The 12,488-nt window shown below is 34.9% G+C and carries 12 protein-coding genes; 10 read left to right on the top strand and 2 right to left on the bottom strand.

From position 1 onward, the window contains the following. From RMR19_RS18475 to RMR19_RS18455, 5 genes are all read left to right on the top strand, one after another. Positions 1-737 (top strand): hypothetical protein (locus RMR19_RS18475; RefSeq protein ID WP_331654789.1); only part of this gene is annotated, 737 nt, incomplete at its 5' end. Positions 738-811: 74 nt separating this feature from the next. Further along, on the top strand, positions 812-1,213 hold the full coding sequence (rbfA, locus tag RMR19_RS18470; protein ID WP_310604977.1) for a 30S ribosome-binding factor RbfA: 402 nt from the start codon (positions 812-814) through the stop codon (positions 1,211-1,213). Between the two features lie 280 nt (positions 1,214-1,493). Further along, positions 1,494-2,432 carry a DHH family phosphoesterase gene (locus RMR19_RS18465; RefSeq protein WP_310604976.1) on the top strand — a complete coding sequence of 313 codons (939 nt, stop codon included), beginning with the start codon at positions 1,494-1,496 and terminating at the stop codon, positions 2,430-2,432. Between the two features lie 20 nt (positions 2,433-2,452). Then, positions 2,453-3,373 carry a tRNA pseudouridine(55) synthase TruB gene (gene truB, locus RMR19_RS18460; protein WP_310604975.1) on the top strand — a complete coding sequence of 307 codons (921 nt, stop codon included), beginning with the start codon at positions 2,453-2,455 and terminating at the stop codon, positions 3,371-3,373. 23 nt (positions 3,374-3,396) lie between these two features. Continuing rightward, positions 3,397-4,323: a bifunctional riboflavin kinase/FAD synthetase gene (locus RMR19_RS18455; RefSeq protein ID WP_310604974.1), complete on the top strand. Its 927-nt coding sequence runs from the start codon at positions 3,397-3,399 to the stop codon at positions 4,321-4,323. 142 nt (positions 4,324-4,465) lie between these two features. Here RMR19_RS18455 and RMR19_RS18450 read toward each other — a convergent pair whose 3' ends face one another. Then, positions 4,466-5,326: an AraC family transcriptional regulator gene (locus RMR19_RS18450; RefSeq protein ID WP_310604973.1), complete on the bottom strand. Its 861-nt coding sequence runs from the start codon at positions 5,324-5,326 to the stop codon at positions 4,466-4,468. A 250-nt stretch (positions 5,327-5,576) separates the two neighbouring features. Between RMR19_RS18450 and kduI the strand changes: the two genes are divergently transcribed. The 4 genes from kduI to RMR19_RS18430 all read left to right on the top strand — a co-directional run bounded on the left by kduI (position 5,577) and on the right by RMR19_RS18430 (position 9,413). Then, a complete protein-coding gene (kduI, locus tag RMR19_RS18445; RefSeq protein WP_310604972.1) occupies positions 5,577-6,437 on the top strand; it encodes a 5-dehydro-4-deoxy-D-glucuronate isomerase in 861 nt (286 codons plus the stop codon). Between the two features lie 116 nt (positions 6,438-6,553). Then, positions 6,554-7,360: a gluconate 5-dehydrogenase gene (locus RMR19_RS18440; protein ID WP_331654788.1), complete on the top strand. Its 807-nt coding sequence runs from the start codon at positions 6,554-6,556 to the stop codon at positions 7,358-7,360. Between the two features lie 34 nt (positions 7,361-7,394). After that, positions 7,395-8,357, top strand: a complete 963-nt coding sequence (locus tag RMR19_RS18435; protein WP_310604971.1) for a bifunctional 4-hydroxy-2-oxoglutarate aldolase/2-dehydro-3-deoxy-phosphogluconate aldolase — start codon at positions 7,395-7,397, stop codon at positions 8,355-8,357. A 30-nt stretch (positions 8,358-8,387) separates the two neighbouring features. Beyond that, positions 8,388-9,413 (top strand): sugar kinase, encoded by a 1,026-nt coding sequence (locus RMR19_RS18430; RefSeq protein WP_310604970.1) that lies wholly within the window; start codon positions 8,388-8,390, stop codon positions 9,411-9,413. A 142-nt stretch (positions 9,414-9,555) separates the two neighbouring features. Here the strand turns inward: RMR19_RS18430 and pdxR are convergent, their stop codons facing one another. Next, a complete protein-coding gene (gene pdxR, locus RMR19_RS18425; protein ID WP_310604969.1) occupies positions 9,556-10,980 on the bottom strand; it encodes a MocR-like pyridoxine biosynthesis transcription factor PdxR in 1,425 nt (474 codons plus the stop codon). Between the two features lie 258 nt (positions 10,981-11,238). Between pdxR and RMR19_RS18420 the strand changes: the two genes are divergently transcribed. Next, positions 11,239-12,429 carry a MalY/PatB family protein gene (locus tag RMR19_RS18420; RefSeq protein ID WP_310604968.1) on the top strand — a complete coding sequence of 397 codons (1,191 nt, stop codon included), beginning with the start codon at positions 11,239-11,241 and terminating at the stop codon, positions 12,427-12,429. Positions 12,430-12,488: the final 59 nt, after the last annotated feature.

Genomic DNA, 12,488 nt, shown 5'->3' with positions numbered 1-12,488 from the left:
AAAATGATAAGGAAGCTCGTTCTATTGCTGAAGCATTTATCAAACAAGGAAGAGAAAGATTACTTGATGATACAAAAGCAAAACTATCACTTGATGGTTTATTCTCACAGATTCAAGCTGGAAATATTAAAGAACTTAACCTTATTGTTAAGGCTGACGTACAAGGTTCTGTAGAAGCTGTAAAACAAAGTTTATTAAAACTAAGCAATGAAGAAGTTGCCATCCGCATTATTCATGGTGGTGTAGGTGCAATCAATGAATCTGATGTTATTCTTGCAAGTGCTTCGAATGCAATTATCATTGGTTTTAATGTAAGACCAGATAATACAGCAAAAGATACGGCAGATCGTGAGAAAGTTGATTTACGTCTATATCGTGTAATTTACAATGCAATTGAAGATATTGAAGCAGCAATGAAGGGAATGCTTGATCCTGTATTTGAGGAAAAAGTTCTTGGTCATGTTGAAGTACGTCAAGTGTTTAAAGCTTCTGGTCTTGGTACAATTGCAGGATCATATGTATTAGATGGAAAAGTAATACGTGGATCGCAAGCAAGAATTATTCGTGATGGTATAGTAATTTTTGATGGTGATCTTGCATCATTAAAGAGATTTAAAGATGATGTAAAAGAGGTTGCAGCAGGTTATGAATGTGGTCTTGTATTTGAAAAATTCAACGATGTGAAAGAAATGGATCAAGTTGAAGTCTACACAATGGTAGAAGTACCAAGAAAGTAGTTTTCGGTTAGACAAGTGACACCAATCTGCAATATTGGATACAATCTATAATATCGTGCAGAAATGAGGTTTATATGAGAAAGAACAGTATTAAGAATACAAGAATTAATGGTGAAGTGCAAAAAGAATTAAGTGTATTAATAAGAAGAGAAATTAAAGATCCAAGAATCAGCCCAATGACATCGATTGTTGCGGTTGAGGTAGCACCAGATTTAAAACATGCAAAAGTTTATATTAGTGTTTTGGGTGATGAAGAGAAGAAACAATCTACTTATGAAGGACTTAGAAGTGCAGCACCATATTTAAGATCGCAATTAGCAAAAACGGTAAATCTTCGTAACACACCAGAATTGACATTTATTATGGATCAATCAATTGAATATGGTGTAAACATGTCAAAATTAATTGATGATGTAACGAAAGATATCGTGGATGATGTAGAAGACGTAGAGTTAGATTCTGAATCTGATAACTAAACGTTAATAAGTATACTAGATTAGAGGGCAATCTTTGTTAGTTGTAGATTTTACAACCTAATGAAGATTGCCTTTTTGATTTATAAGAAGTTTCTTGTTCGTGGAAATAGAAAAGTATGTCTTATGAAAAAATGCACTACTATGGATTTGCACTTACTTGAGAAGTAGATTTTTCGAAAATTGTATGGTATTATGTTACGTGTATAGATGAAAATAGTAGTATTGGAACTGAGAAGAGGGTAAGCTGATAGGAAGGAAATTATTAGATATAGTAGATGGAGTGAAAACAATTGCAGTATCTGGCCATATACGTCCAGATGGGGACTGCGTAGGATCATGTATGGCGGTGTATCATTACATACATGAGAATAGACCAGAGATTCAAATAGATATATTTTTAGAATCAAAACCAGAATCATTTCATATGATTTCGGAGTTGGATAGAATTAATACAGAATATAATACAGATATAGAGAACTATGATTTGTTTCTATCTCTTGATTGCGGAAGTATTGACCGTCTGGGAAGTGCGCAAGCGATATTTGAAAAGGCAAAAAAGACGGTATGTATCGATCATCATATAAGTAATACAAAATTTGCAGATGATAATTATGTTTATGCAGATGCAAGTTCGGCTTGTGAAGTTTTATACGAGATGTTTGATGAAGATAAGATTTCATTAAAAACAGCGGAAGCGTTGTATCTTGGTATTGTACATGATACAGGAGTGTTTAAACATTCGAATACATCGGAAAAGACAATGATGATTGCAGGAAAATTGTTAAGTAAAGGTGTTTCCTCTTCGCAAATTATAGACGGAAGTTTCTATCAAAAGACATATCATCAAAATCAAATTCTAGGAAGATGTTTACTTGAAAGTTTTCTTGTGTTGAATGGCAAATGTATTGTGTCAACACTTAGTAAAAAAATAATGGATTTCTACGAAGTGACTTCAAGTGATTTAGATGGAATAATCGATCAGATGCGTGTAACAGAGGGAGTAGAAGTTGCTGTTTTCATATATGAAACAGATTCACAGGATTATAAAGTAAGTATGCGTGCAAATGGTGATATCGATGTAAGTAAGATTGCAGTATATTTCGGTGGTGGTGGTCATGTAAAGGCAGCAGGTTGTTCTCTAAAAGGTGTTATGCATGATGTTATTAATAATATAGTTAGACATATTGATGTGCAACTAAAAGGGCAAGAAGAACAATAGATGACGCAGGAGAGAAAACATTGATTAATGGAATTATTAATATATATAAGGAGAAAGACTTTACATCTCATGATGTGGTAGCAAAACTCCGGGGAATAACGAAGCAAAAGAAAATAGGTCATACAGGAACATTAGACCCTGATGCAACAGGTGTTTTACCAGTTTGCCTTGGAAATGCAACGAAATTATGTGATTTACTTACTGACAAGGATAAAGAGTATGAAACAGTGTTACTTTTAGGTAAGGTAACAGATACACAAGACATTACTGGCGAAGTGTTACAGGAATCGCAAGTTCAAGTAACAGAAGAACAGGTAAGAGAAGTAATAAGTTCATTTATAGGCGATATTGAACAAATTCCGCCAATGTATTCTGCATTAAAAGTGAATGGTAAGAAATTATATGAGCTAGCAAGGGAAGGGAAAGTAGTAGAGAGAAAACCTAGACCAATAACCATACATGATATTGAAATACTTGAAATCAAACTTACAGAGGATTGTCATGAGATTCGAATGAGAGTGGCATGTTCGAAAGGAACTTATATTCGTACAATATGCCATGATATAGGTGAGGCACTTGGTTGTGGAGGCTGTATGAAGAGTTTGGTTCGTACAAAGGTTAGTAATTTCCTATTAGCAGATGCGATAACGCTTGGTGAAGCGCAGAAATTACAGCAGGAAGGGAAACTTACAGAACATATGATTTCTGTTGCAGATATGTTTCCGCACTATCCTAAAGTATATGTGAATGAAGAAGGAAATCGATTTTTAGCAAATGGTAATCCATTAAAATTAGAACACGTAAAGAATGAAGAAGAGATGAAACAACTGCTGGCTGAGCATAAAGAGGTAAGGATTTATAACATAGATGGTCAATTTAGCGCGATTTATGAGAGGCAAGGTGCTTCGATGCTTAAACCAATTAAGATGTTTCTTGGTTAATAACGACTAGTTAAGGAGCTTTTATGGAGTATATTATAGAAAAAGAAGAGATGTATATGGAGTGCGATACAGCGATTACATTGGGGAAGTTTGACGGAATCCATATTGGTCATCAACTTCTAATCCGAGAAGTTCTTGCCGGAAAGAAACAGGGACTTAAACCTGTTGTATTTACATTTTCATTTGCAGAAAAGATAAGAACGGATTCTATAGAAGGAAATTTGTTTACGGAGGAAGAGAAAAAGGAATATCTTGAACAGTTAGGGATAGAAGTGATGATATCGTATCCATTTGATGAAGAGATGCGATGTATGGAAGCGGAGATGTTTGTTGAACAGATTCTGTGCAAGAAGTTGCGTGCAAAGAAGATTGTAGTTGGAAGTGACTTCGCATTTGGTTATCAGCGTAGAGGTGATAGTAAACTGTTAGAGCAATTATCTTCTGTATATGGATATGAACTAATCGTGTTTGATAAAGTGATGTTAGATGGACAGATTGTGAGTAGCTCTGTAATCCGCCAAGAGCTCTTGGAGGGTCATATGGAAAAAGTGAATGCTATGCTTGGAAGAAAGTATAGTATGAAAGGCACTGTAGTATACGGGAATCAAATCGGGCGAAAGATGTTGTCAATGCCGACCGCAAATATTTATCCAAACGCGGATAAACTGTTGCCACCAAATGGTGTTTATGTTACAATGATGGAAACGGAATATGGAGAATATGAAGGGATTACCAACATTGGATATAAACCGACAATTGGTGGAGAGACAAGACCGGGAGTAGAATCCTATCTGTTTGATTTTGACAATGATTTATATGGACAGATAATTAAAGTGAATTTCTATATGTATAAACGCGGAGAACGCAAATTTAATGGGTTAGAAGAGTTAAAGGCGCAGATGTTTCGTGATAGTGATTTTGGAAGAGATTATTTTAAACAGAGTCGATAAAACGAGGCTGTGGCAAAATGAGTATTAACTACAATAATATGCAATGATATTTTTAAAATAACATGACAAGATATTGTAAGATAATTTTCATTTTGCTACAGCCTTATTTTTATAGATACATAGTTATGAAAAGTTATTGCTATTATGAATTACTATATAAAGCGTACTTTTTAGGGGAAACACCAACCGCTTTTGTAAATGCTTTCAAGAAGTTGCTGTAATCATTGAAACCACTTTGCGAATAAACTTCATTTACGCTTGTTCCGGAAGAAAGAAGCGATTTGGCAATACTGATTCTACGTGCGGTAATATACTTGTTGATTGTTGTACCAGTCGCTGATTTGAATATTCTGCAGATATAGGAATCACTGAGGTAAAAGTGTTTTGCAAGATATTCAATCGTAATAGGTTCGCAGATATTTTGGTTTATGTATTGTATGATTTGCTCTACTTGTTGGTTATACTTATAATCACTTACATTAGAGCCGAGATTTAATGTTTCCATATAGATATTATTAATCATAACAAGAAGCTCCATAAAGCAGGCTTTTTCAATAATATCACCACCGAAGTTGTCGACAGAGGTAATCTTGTTTATGTAGTACTGGAAGCGTTTTTGCTGTTCGGCAGTAAGATGAAGACGATGAGCGGATCCTTGTGAACGTTTTGTAAAGCAAGTAGCTAAATCGGTTTGTTCAGAGGATAATGCTTTAATGAAATCCGGGTGAATGGAAACGACAATTCTTTCGTGTACCATTTGATCTATTTTCGTAAGATAGTGACTTTCAAATTGGTTGATAACGAATAGGTCACCAGAATCAATATCGTAGAATTTGTTGTCAATCAAAAATTGTTTGCCGCCCGATATAGAGAAGTACATTTCATAGCAATCGTGAATATGAATGTTCATTGTTTTTTCTTCATTGCAAAGATAAGCAACTGCAAAATATTTATTACTAATACAGTGTTCAATTGCTTTCTTACAGGAGGTGTATTTTTCCATAATGTATTCATTCCTTTTTATAAGTTGTTTTCGTGAGTTGATAAGGGCTTAGATAGTTTGTATCTGCCGTATTTTCATATTTAATAATATTATCATACTCTAAATGTTCAAAATATGCAAGTTTTATGTACCGAAATAACGAGATTTAGGGGTATTTGTATGCTATACTGAGTATAACGAAATGAAAACATGAATGTTAATTATTGAAATGGAAATCATATAACGTAGAAAAAGAAAGAGAGGTTTTACCATGGAACTTAGAACAGCCGCATCTCCAAGAGACGTAAAACATTACACAACAGAAAGACTTAGAGAAGAGTTTCTTATTCAAAACTTATTTGTAGCAGGAGAAATCAAAACAGTATACAGTCATATCGATCGTATCATTACAGGTGCTGCAGTACCAGTAACTCCACTTGTATTAACAGCAGGTGAAGAAATCCGTGCAGATTACTTCTTGCAAAGAAGAGAGTTAGGTATTATCAATATCGGTGGTAAAGGTACTGTAACTGTTGATGGTAAAGAATATGTACTTGAATACAAAGAGGGTATGTATGTTGGTATGGGATCAAAAGATATCACATTTGCAAGCAGCGATGATAAAAACCCAGCTAAATTCTACTTTAACAGTGCACCAGCTCACAAAGCTTATCCAACTGTATTAATTAAACCAGAAGGAACAGAAGAAGAAGGCGTTGTTATCGTTCAAGATGTTAACAAAGTTGAATTAGGTTCATTAGAAGAATCAAATCACAGAACAATCTGTAAGTATATCCTTCCTGGACAAGTTGAAAGCTGTCAATTAGTAATGGGTATGACAAGTTTACAACCAGGTAGCGTATGGAACACAATGCCATGTCACACACATGATAGAAGAATGGAAGTTTATCTATACTTTGAAATGCCAGAAGATGCATGTGTATTCCACTACATGGGCGAACCTACAGAAACAAGACATATCGTTATGAGAAATGAAGAAGCAGTTATTTCACCAAGCTGGTCAATCCACTCAGGATGTGGTACAAGAGCATACACATTTATCTGGGGAATGGTTGGAGAAAATCAAGCGTTTGATGATATGGATGCTGTAGCAATGACAGATATTATGTAATGCAAAATGTAACTATTCAGAAGAATATAATTCTGAATAGTTACTAAAATAAAAAATGAATTGTAAGTATTTACACAACTACTAATATAATTGAGATTAGAAAAGGAGAATATGATATGGCAAATATTATGAATAGTTTTTCACTTGAAGGAAAAATCGCACTTGTAACAGGAGCTTCTTACGGAATTGGTTTTGCAATGGCAAGTGCTTATGCAGAAGCAGGTGCAACAGTAGTATTCTGTGATATTAAAGATGAATTCGTACAAAAAGGATTAGCTTCTTACGCAGAACTTGGAATCAAGGCTCATGGTTATGTTTGCGACGTTACAAATGAAGCACAAGTTAATGAAATGGTTGCTAAGATTGAAGCAGAAGTTGGTGTAATTGATATCGTAGTAAACAACGCTGGTATTATTAAGAGAGTACCAATGCATGAAATGTCAGCAGAAGAATTTAGACAAGTTATTGATGTTGACTTAAACGCTCCTTTCATTGTTGCAAAAGCTGTTATTCCTTCAATGATTAAAAAAGGTCATGGAAAAATTATTAACATCTGTTCTATGATGAGTGAACTTGGACGTGAAACTGTTTCTGCTTATGCAGCAGCAAAAGGTGGTCTTAAAATGTTAACAAAGAACATTGCATCGGAATATGGTGAATTCAATATTCAATGTAATGGTATTGGACCTGGTTACATCGCTACTCCTCAAACAGCTCCACTTAGAGAAACACAAGCCGATGGATCAAGACACCCATTTGACCAATTTATTATCGCAAAAACTCCAGCAGCTCGTTGGGGAAATGCAGAAGATTTATCTGGCCCAGCAGTATTCCTTGCATCTGATGCATCAGACTTTGTAAATGGACATATCCTTTATGTTGATGGTGGTATCTTAGCATACATCGGAAAACAACCTCAATAATAAATATATTTACCAAGGAAAGGTGGAGAAAACATTGAATAAAGTATTAGAAGAAATTCAAAAAATTGGTATTGTACCAGTAATTAAAATAGACCGCGTGGAAGATTCACTTCCATTAGCAAAAGCATTATGTGAAGGTGGACTTCCATGTGCAGAAATTACATTCCGTACAGAAGCTGCGGAAGAAGCAATTCGTGTTATGGCTACAGAATACCCAGATATGTTAATCGGAGCGGGTACTGTATTAACAACAGAACAAGTTGATAAAGCAATGGCAGCAGGTGCTAAATTTATCGTAAGCCCAGGCTTAAACCCTAAAATCGTAAAATACTGTGTGGAAAAAGGATACCCTATTACACCAGGAACAGCAAATCCAAGTGATGTGGAAGCAGCAATTGAATTAGGTCTTGAAGTAGTTAAATTCTTCCCTGCAGAAGCAGCAGGTGGTCTAAACATGATTAAATCAATGGCAGCTCCATATGTAAATATGAAATTCATGCCTACTGGTGGAATCAATGCGAAAAACTTAAAGAGCTACTTAGATTTTGATAAAATTATTGCTTGTGGCGGTAGCTGGATGGTAAGTGGCGAGATGATTAACGCAGGTGAATTTGATAAAATCAAAGCACTTACAAAAGAAGCAGTTGAATTAATGTTAGGATTTGAAATCGCTCACGTTGGAATCAATGCAAACGATGATAATGAAGCAGAAGAAGTTGCAGGAAAATTTGACTCTATCTTTGGATTTACAAAGAAAGTAGGAAACAGTTCTGTGTTTGCAGGTACTGCAATTGAAGTTATGAAAACTCCATATCTAGGAGCAAATGGTCATATCGCAATTAAGACAAACTATATTGACCGTGCAATTGCTTACTTAGAGCGTAACGGAGTAAAAGTTAACATGGAAACAGCAAAATACAACGACAAGAAAAAGATGGTTGCTGTTTATTTAACAGACGAAGTTGGCGGATTTGCTATTCATTTACTACAAAAATAAGAAAACGTATCGTTTTAGGAGGATTTATATATGTCTAAGAAAGTTGTTACATTTGGAGAATTAATGTTAAGATTAGCACCAGAAGGATATTACCGTTTTGTTCAAGCGGACACATATGGTGCAACATTTGGTGGTGGAGAAGCGAACGTAGCTGTTTCTTTAGCAAACTACGGTTTAGATGCAAAGTTCGTAACAAAACTTCCAAAACATGAAATCGGACAAGCAGCTGTTAATTCATTAAGAAAATTTGGTGTTGATACATCAAACATCACTCGTGGTGGTGAAAGAGTTGGTATCTACTATCTTGAAAAAGGTGCTTCTCAAAGACCTTCAAAAGTTATCTATGATAGAGCAAATTCAGCAATCTGTTTAGCAACAAAAGATGACTTCAACTGGGATGAAATCTTTGAAGGAGCAGAATGGTTTCACTTCACAGGTATTACTCCAGCATTAGGTGATAATGTAGCTGAAATCTGCCTTGAAGCATGTAAAGCAGCGAAAGAAAGAAATATTACAATTTCATGTGACCTTAACTACAGAAACAAATTATGGTCAAAAGAAAAAGCTGGCGAAGTAATGGGTAAACTTTGTGAATATGTTGATGTATGTATCGCAAATGAAGAAGATGCAGCAGACGTATTTGGTATCAAAGCATCTGGTACAGATGTAACTACTGGTCAAGTTAACCATGAAGGATACAAAGATGTTGCAAAACAATTAGTAGAGCGTTTCAACTTATCTAAAGTAGCAATCACATTAAGAGGTTCTATCTCAGCTAACGATAACAACTGGGCAGCTATGCTTTATAACGGAGAAGATTTCTTCTTTAGTAAGAGCTATTTAATGCACATTGTTGACCGTGTTGGTGGTGGAGATTCTTTCGGTGGTGGATTAATCTACGCTTGTGTAAATAATTTTGAACCACAACAAACAATCGAATTTGCTGTTGCAGCAAGTTGTTTAAAACATTCTATCGAAGGTGACTTCAACCAAGTTAGTGTTGATGAAGTTTCAAAATTAGCTGGTGGAGATGGTTCAGGTAGAGTTCAAAGATAGTTACAAAAATTATTATTGGAACTTGCCATTCCATTGATAATAACTCCTAGATATATTTATTTATAAAAAAGAAGCTTCTACCCTAGTCAAGTAGAAGCTTTTTTGTGTGAAAATATAGCGATTCAGGATGGTGGCATGCGAATTACAGAAAATATGTTGCTGTAGATTCGTATAAAAGTTCAATACCATTAACAATCTCTTCCTCGGTAAGGTTAGCATAACCAAGCAAAATAGTTGGCTCGTAATGTAATGTATCATCAAAACTGATAAAAAATTCTTTCAAACCATATAACTTAATGGAAGATTCAGCTACCTTTTTAATCAATTCTTCTTCCCTAAGAGAAGTGTGAAATGTTACAACAAGATGTAATCCAGCGTGTTCGCCACGAATAGAAATCTTGTTCCCAAATACCTTGAGGGCTTGGAGTAATGTATCGTGTTTTCCTTTGTAATGCTTACGCATCTTATTTAGATGTCGTTCAAAATATCCTCCATTAATAAACTCGGTCAAGATAGATTGGTCAATTCTTGAAACAGTAGAAGTGTAGTAGTTGAACTTAGTCTTATACAACTCAAGTAATGAATGTGGAAGAACAAGAAAGCCAACACGAATAGCGGGGGCAATTGCTCTTGAGAATGTTCCGATATAGATAACCTTATCGTTTCGATCTAGCCCTTGTAGTGCAGGGATTGGTTTTCCTTTATAGCGGAACTCACTATCATGGTCATCTTCAATAATATAACGATTCGTGGCTTCGTTAGCCCATTGTAAAAGAGCTTGGCGTCGTTTGATGGGCATGATTACGCCTAAAGGATATTGATGTGATGGTGTTACGTAAGCAATGTTCGCTTCGGAGATTTTGAGTGCATCAATATGGATTCCAGAAGCGTCGAGGGGAATGCAGCATGTTGACACTCCAAGACCATGGAAGATACGATATGCTTGTGTATAAGTAGGATTTTCCATTGCTATTTTACATGTATGCGATGTAGATTGAAGTAATCCGGCTAGTAATTGTAGTAGATAATCAACACCAGCGCCTACGATAATCTGTTCTTTGTCACATTGAACACCACGAGACTCGTGAATATACGTTTGTATGGCTTCGCGGAAACTGGCATCCCCTTGTTTATGACCTAATAGGAAAATATCGTTATTTGCGTTGTTTAAGCATTCCTTTGATAGCTTGCGCCATGTGTTATAAGGAAAATGGTGAATGTCAATTGCAAATGGAGAAAAATCATAGGAAAAGTGAGGTCTTGCTTTTGGTAATTGTTGCAATTGCTTGTTTGTGACACGTTCGCGTATGGTAAGAACTTCTGCAATTTGACAAACATAATAACCTGACTTGGATTTGGATTCAATATAGCCTTCAGAAACTAACTGGGAATAAGCCATATCAACCGTATTTCTGCTTACTTGCAGATAGGTTGCAAGATTTCGTGTAGAGGGAAGTTTTGCCTGATAAGGAAGCGAATTGTTGCGAATCTCCTCTTTTATGTAAGTATATATTTGCTCATATAGTGGTGTTTTCGATTTGGTATTAAGGGGAATAGTAAAAAACAATGAAATCAACTCCTAAGTAAAATTAAAATGATGTGTATGATTTTTTGTGTCAAAATTATAGTATAGTAAATAACTAGTGTTTATAGAAGCGAGTATACCATACGAGAGCAAAAACTTCCATAAAAACATCAATATTTTGTCCGAAATAAAGCAAATTTTGAAGTTGTAGATAAATCATATCAAAAAAATAGGAAAAGGCATTGACATTTTGAAATAGAAAGCATATAATAACACAAATTAAACGTGGAGGGCTGACAGATGGGAAGATATAATTTTGAACAAATAATTGATCGTACAAATACAGATTCTTTAAAATATGATTTTGCTATTGAAAGAGGAAAAGATAAAGACGTCATGCCTCTTTGGGTAGCAGATATGGATTTTGCTACAGCACCAGAGATAACTGACGCATTAGTGAAAAGAGCACAACATGGGATATTTGGATATACATACCCGAAAGAAGAGTATCAAAAGACAGTACTTAATTGGATGAAAACAAGACATAACTATGAAGCAAAACCCGAATGGTTAGTATATACACCAGGTGTAGTATTTGCAATTAGCATGGCATTGCGAGCGGTTACAAAAGAGGGAGATGCAGTTATGATTCAAAATCCAGTGTATTACCCTTTTACAAATACTGTTCTTGAGAATGGAAGAAGATTGATTAATAATTCATTGCACTATGAAATAAAAGATCATAGAGGTGTTTATACAATTGATTTTGATAAATTTGAAGATTTAATTATTGAAAATTCAGTGAAAGCATTCATATTATGTAATCCGCATAATCCCGTTGGTCGTGTGTGGACAAAAGATGAGTTACAGCGAATCGGGGATATTTGCTTAAAGCATAATGTTGTAATTATTGCAGATGAAATTCATGAAGACTTTATATATGGTGAGAAAAAGCACATTCCGATTGCTTCAATAAGCAAAGAGGTAGAGAATATAACGATTACATGTACATCACCAAGTAAAACATTTAATTTAGCAGGTCTGCAGCTATCCAATATTATTATTGCTAACCCGGAAATTCGAAAAATATTTAAAAAAGTAATGGGTAAAACTGGTTTTGATGAACCAAACATCTTTGGAATTATTGCATGTCAAACTGCATATACGCAAGGTGAAAATTGGCTTGAAGAATTAAAAGTTTACTTATGGGAGAATATAAATTTTGTTAAAGATTTTATTGATACGAAATTACCAAAAGTAGTGTTAACAATACCTGAAGGAACCTATCTAGTATGGCTAGATTTTAATGAATATGGTTTGGAATTAAAAGATTTAGAGAATCGTATACAAAAGAAAGCAAAACTGTGGTTAGATGAAGGCATTATCTTTGGAAAAGAAGGAATTGGCTTTGAGCGAATCAATATAGCAGCACCGAGAAAGACGGTGGAAGAAGCTATGAATCGTATCTATGAAGCGTTTTCTGATTTATAAAATGAGAAATTGTTTTTTGGTAAATGAGATTAAAAAAATGAAAAAATTACAAGTGTAAT

It is taken from the genome of Anaerosporobacter sp., assembly GCF_031551385.1.
Taxonomy (GTDB): domain Bacteria; phylum Bacillota; class Clostridia; order Lachnospirales; family Lachnospiraceae; genus Anaerosporobacter.
This window is presented reverse-complemented; position numbering and strand designations above follow the sequence as displayed.